At 45.8% G+C, this 18,486-nt stretch carries 20 protein-coding genes and 1 riboswitch; of the genes, 17 read left to right on the top strand and 3 right to left on the bottom strand.

Translation table 11 applies throughout. The features are described from left to right. The first annotated feature begins 222 nt into the window (after positions 1–222). The 15 genes from GGR02_RS03960 to GGR02_RS03890 all read left to right on the top strand — a co-directional run bounded on the left by GGR02_RS03960 (position 223) and on the right by GGR02_RS03890 (position 13,125). Positions 223–1,347 carry a Gfo/Idh/MocA family protein gene (locus GGR02_RS03960; RefSeq protein ID WP_183183439.1) on the top strand — a complete coding sequence of 375 codons (1,125 nt, stop codon included), beginning with the start codon at positions 223–225 and terminating at the stop codon, positions 1,345–1,347. Positions 1,348–1,648: 301 nt separating this feature from the next. Next, positions 1,649–1,825, top strand: a riboswitch (cobalamin riboswitch). A 118-nt stretch (positions 1,826–1,943) separates the two neighbouring features. Next, on the top strand, positions 1,944–2,903 hold the full coding sequence (locus GGR02_RS03955; RefSeq protein WP_183183438.1) for an ABC transporter substrate-binding protein: 960 nt from the start codon (positions 1,944–1,946) through the stop codon (positions 2,901–2,903). Further along, complete coding sequence (locus tag GGR02_RS03950; protein ID WP_183183437.1) at positions 2,869–3,909, top strand: FecCD family ABC transporter permease; 1,041 nt, start codon at positions 2,869–2,871, stop codon at positions 3,907–3,909. Before GGR02_RS03955 ends, GGR02_RS03950 begins: the two co-directional genes overlap by 35 nt. A gap of 5 nt (positions 3,910–3,914) precedes the next feature. Further along, positions 3,915–5,381, top strand: coding sequence for an adenosylcobinamide amidohydrolase (locus GGR02_RS03945; protein ID WP_183183436.1), 1,467 nt, complete (start codon positions 3,915–3,917; stop codon positions 5,379–5,381). Continuing rightward, complete coding sequence (gene cbiB / locus GGR02_RS03940) at positions 5,381–6,349, top strand: adenosylcobinamide-phosphate synthase CbiB (protein ID WP_183183501.1); 969 nt, start codon at positions 5,381–5,383, stop codon at positions 6,347–6,349. Before GGR02_RS03945 ends, cbiB begins: the two co-directional genes overlap by 1 nt. Further along, entirely contained in the window at positions 6,306–7,376 is a 1,071-nt protein-coding gene (gene cobD / locus GGR02_RS03935) for a threonine-phosphate decarboxylase CobD (protein ID WP_183183435.1), read from the top strand. Before cbiB ends, cobD begins: the two co-directional genes overlap by 44 nt. Next, positions 7,376–7,936 (top strand): bifunctional adenosylcobinamide kinase/adenosylcobinamide-phosphate guanylyltransferase, encoded by a 561-nt coding sequence (locus GGR02_RS03930; protein ID WP_229706077.1) that lies wholly within the window; start codon positions 7,376–7,378, stop codon positions 7,934–7,936. Before cobD ends, GGR02_RS03930 begins: the two co-directional genes overlap by 1 nt. After that, positions 7,930–8,700 (top strand): adenosylcobinamide-GDP ribazoletransferase, encoded by a 771-nt coding sequence (cobS, locus tag GGR02_RS03925; RefSeq protein WP_183183433.1) that lies wholly within the window; start codon positions 7,930–7,932, stop codon positions 8,698–8,700. Before GGR02_RS03930 ends, cobS begins: the two co-directional genes overlap by 7 nt. After that, complete coding sequence (locus tag GGR02_RS03920) at positions 8,658–9,296, top strand: histidine phosphatase family protein (protein WP_183183432.1); 639 nt, start codon at positions 8,658–8,660, stop codon at positions 9,294–9,296. Before cobS ends, GGR02_RS03920 begins: the two co-directional genes overlap by 43 nt. Further along, the gene (locus tag GGR02_RS03915) at positions 9,230–9,640 is read left to right on the top strand and encodes a bifunctional adenosylcobinamide kinase/adenosylcobinamide-phosphate guanylyltransferase (protein WP_183183431.1); all 411 of its coding nucleotides are present in this window, start codon (positions 9,230–9,232) and stop codon (positions 9,638–9,640) included. The genes GGR02_RS03920 and GGR02_RS03915 overlap by 67 nt, the downstream gene beginning before the upstream one ends. Before the next feature lie 14 nt (positions 9,641–9,654). Next, positions 9,655–10,230, top strand: a complete 576-nt coding sequence (locus tag GGR02_RS03910) for a cob(I)yrinic acid a,c-diamide adenosyltransferase (protein ID WP_183183430.1) — start codon at positions 9,655–9,657, stop codon at positions 10,228–10,230. Beyond that, positions 10,227–10,715: an ECF transporter S component gene (locus tag GGR02_RS03905; RefSeq protein WP_183183429.1), complete on the top strand. Its 489-nt coding sequence runs from the start codon at positions 10,227–10,229 to the stop codon at positions 10,713–10,715. The genes GGR02_RS03910 and GGR02_RS03905 overlap by 4 nt, the downstream gene beginning before the upstream one ends. After that, positions 10,708–11,424, top strand: a complete 717-nt coding sequence (locus tag GGR02_RS03900; protein ID WP_183183428.1) for an AIR synthase related protein — start codon at positions 10,708–10,710, stop codon at positions 11,422–11,424. Before GGR02_RS03905 ends, GGR02_RS03900 begins: the two co-directional genes overlap by 8 nt. 92 nt (positions 11,425–11,516) lie before the next feature. Beyond that, entirely contained in the window at positions 11,517–12,053 is a 537-nt protein-coding gene (sigX, locus tag GGR02_RS03895) for an RNA polymerase sigma factor SigX (protein ID WP_183183427.1), read from the top strand. Next, positions 12,031–13,125: a GerMN domain-containing protein gene (locus GGR02_RS03890; protein WP_183183426.1), complete on the top strand. Its 1,095-nt coding sequence runs from the start codon at positions 12,031–12,033 to the stop codon at positions 13,123–13,125. The genes sigX and GGR02_RS03890 overlap by 23 nt, the downstream gene beginning before the upstream one ends. Positions 13,126–13,161: 36 nt before the next feature. Here GGR02_RS03890 and GGR02_RS03885 read toward each other — a convergent pair whose 3' ends face one another. Together GGR02_RS03885 and dcm are read right to left on the bottom strand one after the other, a co-directional pair. Continuing rightward, positions 13,162–14,334 (bottom strand): type II restriction endonuclease, encoded by a 1,173-nt coding sequence (locus GGR02_RS03885; RefSeq protein WP_183183425.1) that lies wholly within the window; start codon positions 14,332–14,334, stop codon positions 13,162–13,164. Further along, on the bottom strand, positions 14,321–15,316 hold the full coding sequence (gene dcm / locus GGR02_RS03880) for a DNA (cytosine-5-)-methyltransferase (RefSeq protein WP_229706078.1): 996 nt from the start codon (positions 15,314–15,316) through the stop codon (positions 14,321–14,323). Before dcm ends, GGR02_RS03885 begins: the two co-directional genes overlap by 14 nt. A gap of 126 nt (positions 15,317–15,442) precedes the next feature. On the opposite strand from dcm, the gene GGR02_RS03875 reads away from it, so the two are divergent. Further along, positions 15,443–15,748, top strand: a complete 306-nt coding sequence (locus tag GGR02_RS03875; protein ID WP_183183424.1) for a hypothetical protein — start codon at positions 15,443–15,445, stop codon at positions 15,746–15,748. Positions 15,749–15,988: 240 nt separating this feature from the next. After that, complete coding sequence (locus tag GGR02_RS03870; RefSeq protein WP_183183423.1) at positions 15,989–16,801, top strand: histidinol-phosphatase; 813 nt, start codon at positions 15,989–15,991, stop codon at positions 16,799–16,801. Between the two features lie 76 nt (positions 16,802–16,877). Here GGR02_RS03870 and serA read toward each other — a convergent pair whose 3' ends face one another. Continuing rightward, the gene (serA, locus tag GGR02_RS03865; RefSeq protein WP_183183422.1) at positions 16,878–18,452 is read right to left on the bottom strand and encodes a phosphoglycerate dehydrogenase; all 1,575 of its coding nucleotides are present in this window, start codon (positions 18,450–18,452) and stop codon (positions 16,878–16,880) included. Positions 18,453–18,486 lie beyond the last annotated feature (34 nt).

Genomic DNA, 18,486 nt, shown 5'->3' with positions numbered 1-18,486 from the left:
CGAGGTCGACTAAACTCGCTTGCCGACTGGGTATACCATGTGCATGCCCTTTCTAAACGATAAACGCTTTACGAGCAAATTCATTTGCCCACTGATGTTTTTGTTAGGGTATGGAAAAGCTTGGTTCACTCCCTCGTTTTAACTAGTTATATAGTCATATTGCCATATTATTACGGTAAAATAATGATAATCAACACTCGTGTTAAAAAGGAGAGAACTTCAATGAAATTAGGTTTTATCGGTTGCGGGGGTATTTCGATTGCACATGTTGAAGGGTTAGAAGAATTAAAGAAAAAAAAGTTAGAAACATTTGAGTTGTCAGCGGTTTGTGACATTCAGCAGGAAAAAGCAGAGAATTTTGCTTTAGAAGTGGAAAAACGGTTAGGTAAACGTCCTACTGTATATACGGATTATCGTGTGATGTTGGAGAAAGAGCGATTAAATGCCGTTTCCGTTTTGATTAATCACAACTTGCATCATATAGTGGCAGAAGATTGCTTTGCTGCAGGGGTGCACGTGCAAATGCAAAAGCCGTTAGCGATTTCTCCTTCTTTTGGTCGAAAAATAATTGCTGATGCGAAGAAGTATAATCGAGTGTTAACGTTATGTGAACCAAGTGTATTAGGGGCGGAAAATGTTGCAATAGCAAGAGCGGTAAAGGAAGGTGTGATAGGGTCTGTATATTTAGTTATGGATTATGCAACTGTCACATTAAATAGGGGATTTTTTGCTGGTACACCGTGGCGGCATATGAAAGGAGAAGCTGGTGCAGGGTGGATCAATGATCATGGTGTTCATCGAACTCATTTCTTTACTGAAATCAATGGCCCAATTGATGAGGTGTTTGCCTATACGGAAATTTTTGAAAAAGAATTGAGTGATGGGAATGTGACGATCAGTCCTACTGGAGAGGATACGGCAGTTACAGTGTTCAAGTTTAAAAATGGTGGACTTGGACATTGGATGTGTGCAACATCGGCTCATGGTGAAAGAACTGGTGGCGTATGGATTTATGGGAATAAAGGATGCTTACGCCCAGGGCAACATGTCACTCTTGAGAATGGAAAAAAGATTCTGATGACAGAATTAATAGAACGTTATGCCTCAGATATTGTTGAACACCCGTTTGCCCATTCCTTTGTGGAATTATGGGAAGCAATTGCTGAAAATAAGATACCTATTTCAAGTGCTGAGAGAGGTCTAGAAGCGTTAGGAGTTGTATTTGCTGCGCTTGAATCAGCAACGATAGGACAACCTGTCAAAGTTCAAGACATAATTAATGGTAAAAAGCGTGCCTATGAAGATACAGTAATTGAGGAAATGAAATCACTGAAAGTTAATGGATAATAATACCTTCTGAGTAAGTAACAGTACCAGTATAAACTATTATACAAACTAACTGCATTTTTTTATAAATTCTCCTTTTTTTAATTTTATACAATCGTTCAGAGGGATGTTTTCATATAAAGAATGATGGGAAGATAACATTGTTCTTCGCTTTTGTCGCATTTTATTTTGCGCATTGGGGGAGAGAAAACGGGCGCGAATGCAGATGAAGAACGATGCTGTCATTGTTCGTCTGCTGCAAATAAATGATTGCCAAACAAAGCATCTTCCTTTAATATTATAATTGTTCGAAAAATTCAATTGCATACAAGGCAAAAAAGGTGTCGGAAGACTTAATAGGGAATCTGGTGCAAGTCCAGAACTGTCCCCGCAACTGTAAATGCAGACGAAATGAAATAACCACTGTACGATTCGTACGGGAAGGTTCAAAGTAGGAGGAAGCATGAGTCAGTAGACCTGCCTTTTTTGCGTCAGTTTCCTATCTTCGGGGAGTGAGATGGCGAAACGGCAATGTAGTATGTCCGCATGATGTCGTTTCCCGCTCACTTCGTCCGAGGTGAGCGTTTTTCATTTTATACATACTAGGAGGAGAAAAGATGAAGCAGTGGAAGCATTATGCCCTTTTGCTTGTGTTTATGCTAACGTTCGGCTTGATTGCGGCGTGCAGCAACGACACAAGCAAACCGAGTGAATCAAACGCAACACAAGAAACGAAAGCCGCATTTCCAGTTACCGTCAAAGACGGTGTTGGCGAAGACGTGACGATTAAAGCCGAGCCGAAAAAAATTGTCTCCCTCATTCCGAGCAATACAGAAATCGCGTATGCGCTAGGATTAGGGGAGAAAATTGTCGGCGTGAGCGATTTTGACAACTATCCAGAAGATGTGAAAAACAAAGAAAAAATCGGCGGCATGGAATTTAACGTCGAAAAAATTATTTCTTTGAAGCCAGACTTAGTGCTTGCCCATGCGTCGAGCGCGCATAATTCAAAAGATGGGCTCAAACAGCTAAAAGACGCAGGGATTACAGTACTTGTGGTCAATGATGCAAAATCGTTTGATGACGTATACCATTCGATCGAACTCATTGGCAAAGCGACTGGCACGACGGAAAAAGCGAACGAAATCGTTCATCATATGAAAACAAAGTTAGAGGAAATAAAAGAAAAAGCGAAAAACGTAAAACAACCGGTGAACGTATGGGTAGAAGTATCGCCAGCCCCAGAAATCTACACAGCTGGAAAAGGAACATTTATTGACGATATGTTGCAAGCCATCCAAGCGAAAAACGTAGCCGGTGACCAAGAAGGCTGGCCAATGTTCACGGAAGAAAAAGCCGTTGCGTTAAACCCAGACGTCATTATTACGACATACGGCTACTATGTGAAAGATGCGGTGAACCAAGTATTGGCGCGTCCAGCTTGGAAAGACGTTCCGGCGATTAAAAACAAACGGGTATATGACGTCAACTCCGACTTAGTATCGCGCCCAGGCCCACGACTTGTCGAAGGAGTAGAGGAACTTGCGAAAGTCATTTATCCGGACGTCTTTAAGTAATGCGGCAGTTTATGCGATTGCAATATTTATAGCGAGTATGACGATGTTATTAGGGATATCGATAGGCGCTCTATCGATTCCCTTTTCTACTATTATCGAGATTTTTTTGGCGCAAATAGGGATAGCAAGTAAACATCCTATTCCAGACAACCTTGTGCAAATCGTGTTAGCGATTCGCTTGCCGCGCGTCGTCCTTGCCTTTTTTGTCGGGGCAGCACTTTCGCTTGCTGGCGCAGCTTTTCAAGGGTTGCTGAAAAATCCGTTGGCTGACCCGTACACGCTTGGGGTATCGTCCGGTGCTTCCGTCGGAGCGGTGCTTGTCTTATTTTTTCATTGGCAAATTCCTTTTTTTAGCACTTTCACATTGCCGGTTGTTAGCGTCGCGTTTGGTATCGCTACCCTCTTTCTCGTGCTTTTATTTGCAAGAAAAGTAGATCGCCGCTTGTCGATTGAGACCATTATATTAACGGGCATTATTTTCAGTGCGTTTTTTAGCGCGCTTATTTCGTTAATGATTGCGTTATCAGGCGAAGAATTGCGGCAAGTGATTGGCTGGTTAATGGGAAGTGTTGCGATGCGCGGCTGGAATTACACGCTAATGATCGCTCCTTTTTTCCTAATAGGCAGCGTGTTACTAATCGCCAACCTTCGCGAATTAAATGCGTTTGCGTTTGGGGAAGCGGTTGCGGCCCATATCGGTGTCGATGTGGCGAAACGAAAACTTGCCATTTTAATCGGTGCATCGCTGTTAACGGGAGCGGCAGTTGCTGTTTCTGGAGCGATCGGCTTTGTCGGGTTAGTCGTTCCCCATATGGTGCGGCTCGTTATCGGACCGAACCACCGCTTGCTTTTGCCGCTATCGCTTTTATACGGCGGCGCGTTTTTAGTGCTGGCAGATTTGGCGGCGAGGACCATCATTTCGCCGCGGGAGCTGCCGATAGGCGTCATTACTGCGCTAATTGGCGCCCCATTATTTGCCTATTTATTTTTCAAAAGAAAGACGTGAGCAAAATGCTGCGAGTAAAGGAATTGTCTTATCGGTACGGAACAAAACAAGTGCTTCATCGTGTATCGTTTGCCGTCGAGCAAGGGGAGTTTTTCGGCATTTTAGGACCAAACGGAAGCGGAAAAACGACGTTATTAAAACTATTAAGTAAAGAGCTTCCGTTACAAGAAGGGGAAACGATGCTAAACAACATGCCGCTTACTTCTTTTTCGCGGAAGCAGTTGGCGCGTACCGTTGCCGTTTTGCCGCAAAGTGTGGACGCGGCGTTTGGCTATACGGTAAAAGAGACGGTAGAGCTTGGGCGCTACGCCCATCAGCACGGGCTATTGCCGAAATGGACAGAAGAAGACGAACGAGCTGTGCAAGAAGCGTTGGAAAAAACCGGCTTGCTTGCGAAGCAGCAACAGCCAATCGACCAACTAAGCGGCGGTGAACGCCAGCGCGTCTATTTGGCGCGGGCGCTCGCTCAAGAGCCGAAGTTGTTGTTATTAGATGAGCCGACAAACCATATGGACATCGCCCAGCAAGTGCGTTTGCTTGATGAATTGAAACAGTGGACGAACGAAAAGCGATTGACGGTTGTGGCGATTTTTCATGACCTTCATTTAGCAAGCCTTTACTGCGACCGTCTCTTGTTGCTTCATGAAGGTCGTGTGGTAACGAGCGGTACGCCTAGCGAATTGATGGAAGAAACGACGATTGAGCGCGTATTTCACGTTGCGGTACGCCGGCAAGCGCACCCGGCGTTGCCCGCACCGCTTGTAACGTTTTTGCCGCATGTAGAGCATATGAGCGAAGGATTGGCATCCATCACCGTGACAACAACGAGCGAACAGCTCGTAATCACAACGAAAAAGCCGTTTAAAGTGCTTTCTTCTGCCGTTGTTGGCGCTGGGTTTCAATGGGCGCGTTATTTTGTCAATCGCCATGTACCGAAGCAATACACTTCTAGTGACCCCGAAGCAGAAATGAAGCAATATTTGCGCGAGCGCTCGTTTGATGTGCAACAAACGATTGGCATGATGACAGCGGTCTATGTCGAAGACGCTGCGTTTGTTTACGAAAAAGATAGCGGCGTTTCCTTATGTGTAATGGTGACGGCTGGCGTCGGCAATGCGGTCGATGTCACGAAAGCATGGCAGCAAAACGCTTCTTCATCGGTCGGTACGATTAATACGATGATTTTTATTGACGGAACGTTGACAGATGCAGCGTTTGTACAGGCGGTCATGACGGCGACGGAAGCGAAAACGAAAGCGTTGTGCGATGAAGGGGTGCTTGATCCGGCGACAAACACGATCGCTACTGGCACATCGACCGACTGCATCGCCATCGCCGCTTCGCAAACAGGGATAGAATACGCGTATGCGGGGTCGGCGACCGCGCTCGGGAAAGCAATTGGACGCGCGGTATATGAAGCGACGATAAATGCGTTACGAAACTACGAAAAGCGGAAAGGGGAGCGCCGATGATTTACCATTTATACGCGATAGTTGGTGCGGTCGTCCTTGACGCTTTCATCGGCGACCCACGCTGGCTGCCGCATCCGGTACGAGCGATGGGGGCGTTGATTGCTGCGCTTGACCGTCATCTCAATAAAGGACGTGCTCGGCGAATAAAAGGGATGGTTGCGGTAATGGTCGTCATCGCCACCGTTTTCGCGCTTAGCTATGCACTCGTTTTGCTAAGTTACCAGCTATCGCCGGTAGTCGGGGTCATCGTCGAAGCGGTATGTATTTTTACGACGATTGCGGCAAAAAGTTTACGAGAAGCGGCATGGAGCGTGCTCGTTCCGTTAGAGCATGGCGATATCGAAAAGGCGCGGAAAGAACTGAGCATGATTGTCGGACGCGATACCGAAACGCTCGACGAGCCGGAAATTGTGCGCGCCTGCGTCGAAACGGTGGCGGAAAATACGAGCGATGGCATTACTGCCCCGCTCGTTTACGCCCTTATCGGTGGGGCGCCGCTTGCGCTTGTTTATCGGGCGGTCAATACGTGCGATTCGATGGTTGGGTATAAAAACGACACGTACCGTGAATTTGGCTGGGCGTCGGCACGATTGGACGATGTGTTAAATTACGTGCCTGCCCGATTGACGGCATGGGTGATGCTGTTTGCTAACAGCCGTTCGCTCCGTCGCCATGCTCGGCTATTATGGCGCGATGCGCGCAAACATCCAAGCCCAAATAGCGGCTGGGGAGAAGCGGCGATGGCTGCGATTTTAGGCGTGCAGCTTGGCGGAACGAATACATATCGAGGAGTCATATCCGAGCGCCCGAAAATTGGCGATGCGATGCATGCGTTAACGAAAGAGCATATTCGCCAAGCGGTTTTTGTGATGTGGCGAACTTTGTTTGCGTTTGTTGTGCTGCTGTTAATAGGGGGGATGATCGTTGAATTGGCCATCACATGGGGCAAATCCGCACCGTTTCTATGAAACAATCGGGTTGTCGCTTCCTGAGCGGCTGCTTGATTTTAGCGTAAATACGAACCCGTATACGTTGCCGCTTTCGCTTTGGCCTTCGCAGGCGGATTTTTGTCGTTGGGCAAGTGAATACCCTGACCCAGAGGCGACAGAATTGATTCGCGCGCTTGCGCAGGCAGAACAGCTTTCGGACGAGCACATTTTTGTCGGAAACGGGGCGTCGCAATGCATTGATTTACTCGCTCGATTATTTTCCGGGAAACGTGTCGGCATATTAGAGCCGACGTTTTCGGAATATCGGCGGGCGTGTCTAGCAAATGGCTGCACCGTAAAATCGCTTGTTTCGGCGGAAGAAAGCGGGTGGGGGCATGAAATGTCGGCGCTATTTGCTTTGCTCGAACAAGTTGATGTTTTGTTTCTTTGCCAGCCGAATAACCCGACTGGTACGGCAATGGAGAAAGAAGAACTGTATGCGCTCGTGCAAGCAGCGGATGAAGGCGGGAAATTTGTTGTCATCGATGAAGCGTTTTATCATTTTTGGGATGGGGGATATACAACAGTGCCATGGATTTCATCGTTTCCTCATCTCATTGTCGTGCGCTCGTTAACAAAAATTTATCATTTAGCCGGGGCGCGCGTCGGCTATGTAGCCGCGAATGCAACGATGATCGAAAAATTAAAAGCATTGCAGCCGGCGTGGAGTGTCAGTCAACTGGCCCAACAGTTAGCGCTGCATTTTTTGCCGATGAATGAATTTGTGGCGCATACGCGCTGTATGATTGCCCGCGAACGACAGCGGGTGGCGTCGGTCTTGCAGGAAGCGGGGTATTACGTTTCTCCGTCCGTTGCCAATTTTTATTTGCTTCGTCCGCTAAACAAGCCAGTAGAACCGCTTCTGTACAGTCTATTAAAAGAGGGAATCGTTCCGCGCCATACGATGAATTTTGCAGGATTGCATGGGCGTTATTTGCGCCTTTCGGTGAAAACGACGGAAGAGAATGACCGGCTATTATCTTTTCTTAAAAGGTGGCAAACATGATGATTTTTATTAGCGGCGGCGTGCGCAGCGGAAAAAGCGGGGTAGCGGAGCACATCGTTCGTTCCATCGCTTCGCAACATAGCACGATTCATTACATCGCTACGGCAACGGTGACCGATGAAGAGATGCGCGAACGAGTCATTCGCCACCAACAAGCTAGACGTTTGCAACCGGTCGAATGGGTAACGTGGGAACAGCCGCGTCATGTGCATGAACTTATCGGAGCGTTTCGCGCCGAAGATGTGATTTTGCTAGATTGCTTAACGAACTGGTTAGCCAACGAATTGTTTCATGAACCTGGCTGGGAAAACGAATCGTACTGTCGGCAAAAAGCGGAACATATATTGGCGACAGTGAAAAAACTTTCTATCGTTTCTAAAGCGGTCGTCATCGTCTCCAACGAACTATTTTCGGGCGGCGTGTTACAAGATACGGGAACGTACCATTTTATGAAAATGCTCGGCTGGCTTCATCAGCAAGTCGTTCGCGCTGCTTCGTCCGCCATCGTTGTGCAGCACGGCATTCCGATTGTGAAAAAAGGGGAGGGGTTTATGTGGTAGGATGGCGCGGGCTATGTTTGGCGCTTCAGTTTTTAACCGTTTTTCCGCTCAGGAAAGAAGTTCCGTGGGAAGCGAAAACGGCGCGCTGGTCCGTTCGGATGTTTCCTGTTGTCGGGTTGGTCGTTGGTAGCGTGCAGGCGCTTGTTTATTGGCTTTTTTTACAAACATCGGTTTCGCCATTATTTCTTGCGCTTTTTCTTTTGTTTTTGGCGATTTTTTTATCGGGTGGTTTGCATGCGGACGGCTGGATGGACGTTAGCGATGCGTTTTTTTCTTATCGGGATAAAGAACGACGGCTTGAGATTATGAAAGATTCGCGCGTTGGAGCGTTTGCGGTTTTGTCGCTTGTTTTTCTTCTTTCGTTTCGCTTCGTTTTTTTATATGAAACAATCGGGCACGTAGCGCCGCTTATCTTTATCGTCATTCCGTTTTTTTCGCGGTCGTTTATGGCGCTTTTATTATCGTATGGGAAATTGGCGAAACCGAATGGGATGGCAGCGGCGTTTCGCAAACATGTGACGAAAAGCGAGACGCGCTTTATTCTCCTTTTGTTAAGTATAGGGACAATCGTTGTTGGAGCCACTTATCCGGTCGAAACGGCGGCGCTTACGCTCGGGGCGATTTTTAGTTGGAGGAGTGCGCAGTCATTTTATGACCGGCAATTTGGCGGCATTACTGGCGATATGCTTGGCGCCTTTGTCGAAGGAACGGAGGGGTGGCTATGGTTTCTCGTTTGGCTCTTACGTTCATTCGTCACGGCATGACGAAAGAAAACGAAGAAAAGCGGTACATCGGCTTTTCGGATGTGCCGCTTTTAGAGCAAGAAGTTGTGCGGCTTCGGAACGTGTCGGCCGCGTGTTCGCCGGATTTTGTCGTCACAAGCGATTTATGGCGATGCCGGCAAACGTGCCGCCTCTTATTTGCCGAAACGATTCCCGTATATGAAAGAAGCGCTTGGCGCGAAATAAATTTTGGCGATTGGGAAGGAAAAACGTATGCGGAGTTGAAAGAAGTAGAAGAGTATAGAAAATGGCTCGATTCGCCGTTTACTGTCGCACCGCCGAACGGGGAGCATTACCGCGAGTTTCAAGCGAGAATCGAAAAAGCGCTGACGGAAACGATCGCGCTTGCCAAACGCCGGTTGGCTGCGCATGTTGTCATTGTGACGCATGGTGGACCGATTCGTTATGTATTAGAACGGTATGCGCCGATGGAAAAACCGTTTTGGGAGTGGACGGTGCCGTTTGGTGGCGGATTTACGTTAGTGTCGGAACGATGGGAGGAACGAGTGCGATGCATTTCGTTGTCGGAGGTGCGTTTCAAGGAAAGCGAAAATGGGTCGTGGAGCACTACCAATTGACAAAAATAGCGCACGTTTGGTGCAGCGGCTATACGCAAGCGGCGTTTTTGCCGAGCGAAGCAACGGCGCATACGGTCATTTTTGAAGGCGTGGAAGCATTCATTCGCCGGTTGCCGGAACGGGCGTATTGGGAGTCGTTTTTTCAAGTGTGGTACGAATGGGAGCGCGGAGCGGAAGGACGGCACGTCATTTGGATTGGTTGCGACATTACGCAAGGGATTGTGCCGATGGAAAAAGAGGAGCGGCAGTGGCGCGATGTGACCGGATGGTGCTACCAACAATTAGCAAAACAATGCACCCGTGTTGACCGCATTTGGTGCGGGCTAGCGGAGCGAATGAAATAAGGGGGAAGAGGAAAATGAAGTTGTATACAAGAACAGGCGACAAAGGGAAAACGAGTTTAATTGGCGGGCGGGTCGATAAAGACCATTTGCGCGTCGAGGCGTACGGGACGTTAGATGAAGTGAATTCGTTTGTCGGCCAAGCGATGACGCTCCTTGACGGGGAAGCGTTTCAAGACATTTATGCCGAATTGCAAAAAATTCAGCACGAGCTGTTTGACTGCGGCGGCGATTTGGCGATTGTTAATGGAAAGCTTCCGTATAAAGTAACGGCAGAGATGGTGACGTTTTTAGAAGAGCGAATCGATGCTTATATAAAAGAAGCGCCGCCGTTAGAGAAATTTATTTTGCCAGGCGGTTCGAAAGCAGCCGCTGCCATTCATGTTGCGCGGACGGTGACGAGAAGAGCGGAGCGCTGCATCGTGTCGCTGAGCAAAAACGAGCCGATTAATGACATTGTGTTGCAATACATCAACCGCCTGTCTGACTACTTTTTCGCCGTCGCTCGCGTCGTTAACGCTCGGCTAGGTGTTCCTGACGTCGAATACGAACGAAGCGCGATCGTGTTTCGGGAGAAAGGGGAAAAATCATGAAAGATTTGAAGCAGTTGGCTGGTGTTGTGTTATGCATCAGTTTATCTGTTGTTGGTTCAATGTTAAAGCTTCCAACTGGTCTTGGCAGCATTGCCTTAGATAGTGCCCCGGCACTTGTAGCCGGTGCGCTGCTCGGAAAGAAAGAGGGAGCGCTTGTTGCTGCGTTGGGGCATCTTTCTTCTGCGTGGTTCGCGGGCTTTCCGTTAGGAATGTTTCACGGACTGGTCGCTTTAGAAATGGGGATTATTGTTTATCTATTTGGCTGGCTGTTTTCTCGTGGTTGGAAAAAGGGTGCATACACTATTTTTTGGATTGGAAATGCGCTGATTGCCCCTCTTCCGTTTCTATTCTTCATGGGAAGTGCTTTTGTCGTCGCAATTATTCCGGCGCTTGCGATTGGGACGGCTGTCAATATGGTGGTTGCGTTTACTGTTATCCCAGCGTTATTAAAAATAGGAGTTAAGGGAAAGACGTTCCATGCGTGATGTGTTGTTTTTGCCGCTTTCTGACGAAGAAGAATTAGTGATCGCTGCAGACGGTGCTGCAGCGGTTGGGCTGAAAGAGGATGATTTTGTTCATGCACCGTACGAAACGGTGGTATATTTCGCTGCTCGTGTAGCATTGATGGAAGCGATGTGTGTTGGTGCCGAGCCGATTGCTGTTGTGTTGCAAAATTTTATTGGTGATAAATATTGGGAAACGTTATGTTCAGGCATCCAGCAAACATTTTCTGAACTGCTAATTTCCATTCCGATTGTTGGCAGCACAGAATCCAATTTTCCAACATTACAGTCAGCAATTGGTGTTACGGTGATTGGGAAAGTGAAGCGCGCAAAAAAGAAAATAAAGATAACACCAAAAACAGCGAAATTTGCTGTTATTGGTGAACCGCTTGTAGGTAATGACGTGTTGGAGCGGCATGATCGCGTCGTCCCGCTGTCATTGTTTAAGCATCTGCTTCAACATCCCGCTGTTTTGGAACTCGTTCCGGTCGGTTCAAAAGGAATAGCATATGAACTTAGGCAACTACTTGATGACAACGGAATAGTAGCTTTATCGTATCACTGTGCACTTCCTTTGGATGCATCCTCAGGACCAGCAACATCATTACTAGTGAGCTTTCTTCCGGAAGAGGAACAAGCGATTCGTACATTAGTCAAAAACTATTTTTTTCCTATTGAGCTACAATTATAAAGGGAGATGTGTTTCTCCCTTTTTCTGTTTGCGATTGTTGTAACGAAACCAACACGATTTTCGACTAATGGAGTAGAACAGGAGGGGAATGGATGGACTCCGTCTTCGATGAACTATATGAAAAATACCATCAAGAACTGTTTCAGTTTTTATTTTATATGGTGCGAGACAAGGAACAGGCGGAAGACCTTGTTCAAGAAGTATATATGAAAGTATTGCGCGCCTACGATCGGTTTGAAGGAAGAAGCAGTGAAAAAACGTGGCTGTTGTCGATTGCAAAACATGTGGCGATCGATTTTTTTCGCAAGCAACGAAGCTTTCGGGCGAAAATGATGCAAGCGTTCGATCGGAGTACACAAGACAACCGTCCGCTTCCGGAGGAAATAGCCGTACAACGCGAAGAAATTCAGCTGATGTATCGTTGTTTAGAGAATTGCACAATCGATCAGCGGCTAGTCGTTGTCCTTCGCTTTATTCAAGGGCTATCGGTCGCCGAAACAGCAGAAACACTCGGCTGGACGGAGAGCAAAGTGAAAACGACGCAACATCGTGCGTTAAAACGGCTGAAGCAACAAATGGAAGAAGCAGCGAAGGGAGGCTGGCACCATGAGAAAATCCCAATGGAATGAGGAAGAAATCGAGTCATTATTACGACAAATGCCACGCGTAAAAGACCGCCGTTCGAAAGCAGCGATTTATGAGCAAATTACGCGCTCTAAGCAACCAAAACGGTCGGCTCGCATCGTTCCAGCGATTGTTTCGGTAGCGGCAGCGTGCTTATTTGTTATCATTGGGGGATCGCTTTATTCTTCTTCTCCAGAAAACAAAAAAGAACAGCCAGAAATGTCGACGATGATGAAACGAGAACAATCCGCACAAAAACAACAAATGACGATGCAAGCAAATGAAACGTCTGTTTCTTCACGGGTGCTTATGAGCGGAAACGCGGTCGTTTTCGGTCTTCCCGACGCAAGTGCCCAAGCGGTTATTCCGGTGAGCATTCCTGTGGAAGCCCAAACGACGCTTAACGAGCAACTAGAAGCAGTAAAAGGCGAACTCGTCGATTTAGGATTAGATGCGAAGTGGCTAGAAGGCGTTACTATCACGGCGTCTCGTAAAAACGAATGGACGGTTCGCCTTCCAAGCACACATCCTGTATTTTCTAGCGGTTCTACGGGCGAGGAGATGTTTCTTGCCAGCATTGACGAAACGATTCGCTGGTTAGGCGGGACAAGCGTCTTATTTTTTACGGAAACGAAAAAAGGGATTGATTTGCCGAACACAGGGCATCTCGAAACAATAGCGATTTCGCCAAAACAGCGCGCCTACTATTTTTATACGCCAAAAGAAGGAGCACCAATGCTTTTAGTTCCATCGCAGCAATCGTTTGCGACAATTGAGAAGGCGTTAGAAAGCATGCAGACGGCGTCCGGTGCATTTCGCCCGTCGATTGCGAAAGAAGTGCATATTGCGTCTGTTCAGACACAAAACGACCAGCTCGTTGTGCAATTTACGGCCGACTCCTCATTTGCCGATGCTGCTTCGTCCCAATGGATGCTCGAGGCGATTTTATTGACGGCGAAAGAGTTTCATTTTCGGTCGGTAACGTTTACGGGCGGAAACGTTGACCATATCGGACCGTACCGGTGGAACGAAAAAATCACCGTACCCGTCGCCCCGAACCCGCTGCCGGTGCGATAGTTCGACAGGTGCCCTTAAAAAAAGGGGCACCTGTTTTCACTTATATTTTTCTTCAGCGAAACGTATGAATTTTTCAATTGTCCACAGCTTGTGTCGATACGTTGGTGGGTAAAATGAGTGGTACGGTTTCGGAACGACGAGAGTTACTTTCTCCGTTTCCATTTCTTCTAATTGGTTCGGTGATATCCCTTGTTGAAGCGTTAATAAGTGTTTTTCTTTTATCCTGTCTGCTTCGTTCAGTATTTGTCTCCACCGGTCTTTACAAGTAGTTTTTACTCCTAAAAAAATTAAATCTTTTTCAGGAAATGAAAAATTGGCATATGCCTCATTAGATGGAAATAAGAAATCTGGTTTTTTATTTCCTTCTGATTTTCCAGGATGACTAAATGGAATGTTATAGGAAGTTAATAAAAAATCAACGTGATGTTCTAAAGATTTTCCAGCCCGGCTTTTTCTTCTATTTAATACGCTGTTGGCGACGGTAATCAGCGTTTCTAAATCGTTAAAGGGAGTTGTTAAATAGTCCTTATATACATTTTTTTCAATGGCTCTAAAAACGTTATATTCTGTTTTTACCCATTCTAAGAGAAGTTGATCAGGTGGAAATTTTTTCTTATATACACGTTTATGCACAGCTCTTGCAGTTTCCGCGAGTTGAATAGTTTCAGGAAAATCATGAAATAAAGCAGCCGCTTTTTCAATTTCTTGTTCCATTTTTTCAGACAGGTCAATATCTTGTATGTTGCCTTCATCGTATACGGCATGGTTTTCCACCAAGGATAAAGAAAATGTATTCAAAAATAGCTCTATCTCTTCTTCTTTATCCAAAACCCAAACGTTAACACTCTCTTCGTCTATCGGAATAAAAATAATTAAATTTCCCACTTGTTCTTCTTTATGAAAAGGGGACTTGTTCCAAAAACGAGTAAGCCGATATTCATTTCGTGTCCCTTTCCCGTAATAAATGACACGACTTTCAAACTGACTATAACCGTCAATATAGATTTTTATCAGTTTATCTTTGTTCTCGCCTTTTTTTCCTTTTTCTTTTAAAAAAATATTCCATGCTTGTTTGGCAATATAAATCCCTGCTTGATGTCCTCCGGTCAAGTCGACGTCGTTAGCAGAAATTACTTTGCAATAAAAGCGACCAAATGTTTTGGCCGCTTCTATAGCGTTCATTACTTTCCCACTATTATTTTGTTGCATATTCGACGCTTCCCTCTTTTACATTCTGCTTGTTTTCAATGATTTCATCTCTTTCAATCGCTTGAATCATTTTTTCCGCAATAAGTTGTACGACAGGAACAGCAACACTGTTTCCAAATTGTTTGTATGCGGCGGTATTGCTAACAACAATTTTGAATGTTTCTGGGAATCCTTGCAGACGAGCACATTCTCGCGGAGTTAATCTCCTAGGATTTTTTCCTTTTTGAGGAATTAAAATTTCGCTACCGTCTTTATAATATCGAGCAGATAATGTTCTGCTGTAAGAGTTTAAATCAGCTAATCCGTATCCAAATCCATTTCCTTTTTTGGCATGCTTTTCTTTATAGGATTGAAGATATTCCCATAATTTATCTGACAAAGTATATTTATCATCTACGTTTTCTTCTAAAATAGTGTGAAGTGCTGGTCCTTTTTCGGGAATTTTAGGGAATTCAAACTTAATCGGTTTTTTAAAGCCGACAATGTAGATACGCTCACGGTTTTGTGGAACAAGCCCTTTTGCATTTAATACCGCGTCATATACTGTATAGCCAAGTTCATACTCTAATACATTTTTTATCACGCGGTATGTTCTTCCTTTGTCATGGCTTTTTAAATTTTTTACATTTTCTAATAAAAACGCTTGTGGTTGTTTTTCCTTTAAAATACGAGCAATATCGAAAAATAACGTTCCTTGTGTTTCATCAAGAAATCCGTGCGGTCTTCCTAACGATTTTTTTTTGCTCACTCCGGCGATAGAGAACGGCTGGCACGGAAAACCAGCTAGCAAAATATCGTGATCGGGAATAGCCTTTGCATCGATTGTTCGTATATCTCCATGCGGTTTTTCGCCGAAATTCGCTATATACGTTTCTTGTGCTTTTACATCCCATTCGGATGAAAAGACGCAAATGCCATATGGCTCAAATGCAAGGCGCATACCTCCAATACCGGCAAAAAGGTCAATAAAGCGGTACAGCAAACGGAACACCTCCAACGAACATTTGTCCTGTTTCCATTATAGCAAATTTTATTGTTCCGTGGTTGTGGAAGTGTTAAAATATTATCGCCCGCTTTGGCAAAACCCTAACAGAAGGGGTTGGTTCCATTGGCAACAATCGCGATTTATTATCAAATGAAGGAAAAGCAACAGACAGAAGAAGCAATCGAAATTATTAATCGTTTCATCCGACAGTTACAAACAGAACATGTCATAAAAGGTGTGTTTATCGATCGATATGCTGAACGAAACGAGTTTTATGAATTACTTCACTCCGCGTCAAGTAAAATAAATATTCTTTTTCTTGAAAAACCGGTAGAGGATGAGTTCGATAAAAAGTTATTGCTTGCGGTCATACAAACAGAAAATATACAGGTGAAATATTTTAGTGAATTCATTTCATCTGTCGAATAAAACCGGTTCTACTCCTTCCTTTTTTTACATAATACATATATGGCGGAAATGACAAAAGGAGGAGTAAAGCGATGGGTGATGTGTTAAAGCGGTTGCTTGCGGTGGCTGGAATGGTGGTGTGCATTCGGTTGCTATTTATGATTGGACTTGCGAACTAAGTTTGAAAATTCGGGAAAATGATTGTCCTTCCGTTCATTAGCGGCTATAATGAGAAGAAAAACATAACGGGAGGAGATTCAGATGCTGACAGACTATCATAACCATTTAGAACGGGGAACGTTGACGCTCGATTATTTAAAGCAGTTTACCGATGAAGCGGCGCGGAAAGGGATTCAGCACTTTGGCATTTCGGAACATGCGTACCATTTCTACCAAACGAAAGACATTCTTTCTAATCCGTGGGTCGACGAGCGCCGATATTATGACATGGCAGATTACGTCCGTTTATTCCATGAAGCGTGGGAGGCGGGAATCGATGTGAAAATGTCGGTCGAAATGGACTATACGCCAGGAAAGCATGCGGAAATGGCAGCGTTTATTCGCGCCTATGAGTTTGACTACGTCATCGGTTCGATTCACTGGGTCGATGATTTTGGCATTGATTTGGCGGAATATCGAAAAGAATGGGAGCGGCGGGATTTATATGATACATACCGCAAATATTTCGACCAGGTCGTGACGTTAGCAGAATCGAATTTGTTTGACATTGTCGGCCATCTAGATTTGGTCAAAATTTTTAACTACGTTCCAGAAGATGAAGAATTTTTACTTGAACAATACGACCGGGCAACGACAGCGCTTGCCAATTCAAAAACGTGCGTCGAAATTAGTACGGCAGGGCTTCGGAAGCCGGTAGGAGAGCTGTATCCAGATAAGCGGCTATTACAAATGTGCTACGATAAAAAAATCCCGATCGTGCTTTCGTCCGATGCTCACGTTCCAGAACACGTCGGCGCCGATTTTGACAAAGCGATTTTGTTAGCGAAAGAAGTTGGCTACACCGAGCTAATGACGTTCCAAAAAGGCGAACGAAAGGCAGTGCCGCTAGGATAAACGAATATGCGTAGTTTCACAGAAAAAAGGAATGGGGGCTCCATTCCTTTTTCTATGAAACTATTAGTATCATGAATCAAACTTCCAACTTTTTCGCTGTTTCAATATCGCCGATGTTGATTAACGTTTGCAGCACGTCTTCTTCGAGCGGCTTGTCTAATGAAAGCATCATAATCGCTTTTCCGCCAGCTTGTTGGCGGCCAACTTGCATCGTTGCGATGTTGACGTCGTGTGCGCCTAAGACGTTTCCGACTTTGCCAATCATCCCTGGTTTGTCATGGTGCTGAATATACAAGAGGTGTCCTTCCGGCGCAAAGTCGATCGAAAAGCCGTCAAATTGAACGATGCGGTCGCCGTAGGTCGGGATGTGCGTTCCTTTCATCGTAAACACTTTGTTTTCCCCATAGACTGTTAACGAAATACAGTTGGCATAGCCGTACGTGTCGTCGGAAAATTTTTCGCCGAACGTAATGCCGCGCTCTTTTGCAATCATTGCTGCGTTGACTTCGTTGACGGTCGACGCGACGCGCGGTTTTAAGAAGCCTGCAAGCAAGCTTCGTGTAATGTACGTCGTTTCTAAATCAGCCACCGTTCCTGCATACGTGACGGTAATCTCTTGAACGGGGATGTTCATAAACTGGGACGCAAGGATGCCCATTTTTTTCGCAAGGGTGTAGAACGATTGAATTTTCGCGTACACTTCTTTCGATAATGTCGGCAAGTTAATCGATGAAGTGACCGGTTTTCCTTCTAAAAATTGCAACACTTCTTCCGCTACTTGTGCGGCGACGTTGAGCTGTGCTTCGACGGTAGATGCTCCAAGGTGTGGTGTGACAATCACGTTGTCAAAGGAAAGGAGCGGATGGTCGCCAAGCGGTTCTTTTTCGAACACGTCAAGCGCTGCTCCAGCGACATGCCCGTTTTCTAAAAATTGAAGGAGCGCTTTTTCATCAATAATGCCGCCGCGGGCACAGTTTAATAGATAGACTCCCTTTTTCGTTTTGGCGAGATTTTTTTCGCCAAGCAACCCTTTCGTTTCTTTCGTGAGCGGTGTATGTACCGTAATAATATCGGAAAGGGCAAGCACTTCATCAAGCGTACAAACCGTAACCCCGAGCTTCTCCGCCCGCTCTTTCGTTAAAAACGGGTCGTACACGTGCACTTTCATGCCAAACGCTCGCGCTCGTTTTGCGACCTCTGAACCGATGCGGCCAAAGCCAATAATGCCTAAATGTTTGCCATATAGCTCATTGCCGACGAAGGCGTTGCGGTTCCATTCCCTTGATTTGACGGAAATGTGCGCTTGCGGAATGCGGCGGACGAGCGCTGCCATCATCGCAAACGTATGTTCAGCGGTTGAAATCGTATTGCCGTTTGGCGCGTTAATGACAACCACCCCATGGCGCGTCGCCGCATCGACGTCAATGTTATCGACGCCAACTCCAGCGCGGCCGACAATTTTTAAATTCGGCATTTTTTCTAGCAGTTCTTCTGTTACTTTTGTTGCGCTGCGAACAAGCAACGCATCAAACTCATGCAGGCGGTCTTCGACTTCTGTCACCTTTTTTTGCACGATTTCAATTTGTTCGGATTTTCGTAAAGGCGCCAATCCTTCCTCGCTCATTGAATCAGACACTAAAATGCGGAACAACGTGAAGCACTCCTTTCTGCAACAACAATTTTAA

Origin of the sequence: Anoxybacteroides voinovskiense (genome assembly GCF_014196205.1) — a bacterium.
Lineage (GTDB): Bacteria > Bacillota > Bacilli > Bacillales > Anoxybacillaceae > Anoxybacteroides > Anoxybacteroides voinovskiense.
The sequence above is the reverse complement of the archived record's forward strand: the minus strand, read 5'-3'. Positions and strand labels throughout refer to the sequence as shown.

Bases quoted from the DNA above. Each gene is read 5' to 3' on its own strand.
- GGR02_RS03960 (WP_183183439.1), top strand. From the start codon at position 223: ATGAAATTAGGTTTTATCGGTTGCGGGGGTATTTCGATTGCACATGTT.
- GGR02_RS03955 (WP_183183438.1), top strand. From the start codon at position 1,944: ATGAAGCAGTGGAAGCATTATGCCCTTTTGCTTGTGTTTATGCTAACG.
- GGR02_RS03945 (WP_183183436.1), top strand. From the start codon at position 3,915: ATGCTGCGAGTAAAGGAATTGTCTTATCGGTACGGAACAAAACAAGTG.
- GGR02_RS03930 (WP_229706077.1), top strand. From the start codon at position 7,376: ATGATTTTTATTAGCGGCGGCGTGCGCAGCGGAAAAAGCGGGGTAGCG.
- GGR02_RS03920 (WP_183183432.1), top strand. From the start codon at position 8,658: ATGGTTTCTCGTTTGGCTCTTACGTTCATTCGTCACGGCATGACGAAA.
- GGR02_RS03915 (WP_183183431.1), top strand. From the start codon at position 9,230: ATGCATTTCGTTGTCGGAGGTGCGTTTCAAGGAAAGCGAAAATGGGTC.
- GGR02_RS03910 (WP_183183430.1), top strand. From the start codon at position 9,655: ATGAAGTTGTATACAAGAACAGGCGACAAAGGGAAAACGAGTTTAATT.
- GGR02_RS03905 (WP_183183429.1), top strand. From the start codon at position 10,227: ATGAAAGATTTGAAGCAGTTGGCTGGTGTTGTGTTATGCATCAGTTTA.
- GGR02_RS03900 (WP_183183428.1), top strand. From the start codon at position 10,708: ATGCGTGATGTGTTGTTTTTGCCGCTTTCTGACGAAGAAGAATTAGTG.
- sigX (WP_183183427.1), top strand. From the start codon at position 11,517: ATGGACTCCGTCTTCGATGAACTATATGAAAAATACCATCAAGAACTG.
- GGR02_RS03890 (WP_183183426.1), top strand. From the start codon at position 12,031: ATGAGAAAATCCCAATGGAATGAGGAAGAAATCGAGTCATTATTACGA.
- GGR02_RS03885 (WP_183183425.1), bottom strand. From the start codon at position 14,334: ATGCAACAAAATAATAGTGGGAAAGTAATGAACGCTATAGAAGCGGCC.
- GGR02_RS03870 (WP_183183423.1), top strand. From the start codon at position 15,989: ATGCTGACAGACTATCATAACCATTTAGAACGGGGAACGTTGACGCTC.